Annotated in this window: 1 protein-coding gene; it reads left to right on the top strand. The window is 62.9% G+C overall.

Translation table 11 applies throughout. The features are described 5' to 3' along the window. Nucleotides 1–404, top strand: a 404-nt coding sequence (locus tag ACLRGI_RS03540; RefSeq protein WP_419200320.1) for a transketolase-like TK C-terminal-containing protein, incomplete at both ends; no start/stop codon positions are given.

The raw sequence follows: 404 nt of genomic DNA, 5'->3' as shown, positions 1-404 counted from the left end.
ACACGCCGACGGACACTCACCCATCCTGGCCTCCACCAACCCCGCCGTGAAAACCTACGACCCCGCCTACGGCTACGAAATCGGCCACATCATCCGCCACGGCCTCGAAGAAATGTACGGCGACAACAGTGAAGGCACCGACACCGGTGAAGACCGGAACGTGATGTACTACCTCACCGTCTACAACGAGCCGATCAGCCAACCCGCCGAACCCGGAAACCTCGACATCAACGGGCTCCTCAAAGGCATCTACAAACTCGCCGAAGCCCCCGCCGGAGAAAACAACCGGCCCACCGCGAACATCCTCGCCTCCGGCGTCTCCGTGCCCTGGGCCCTCGAAGCCCAACGCATCCTCGCCGAAGACTGGGCAGTAGCGGCCACCGTCTACTCCGTGACCTCCTGGA

This window comes from Paenarthrobacter sp. PPS72 (assembly GCF_048537125.1).
Lineage (GTDB): Bacteria > Actinomycetota > Actinomycetes > Actinomycetales > Micrococcaceae > Arthrobacter > Arthrobacter nitroguajacolicus_E.
Note: the sequence above shows the minus strand (reverse complement) of the source record. Positions and strands in the feature narration are given on the sequence as shown.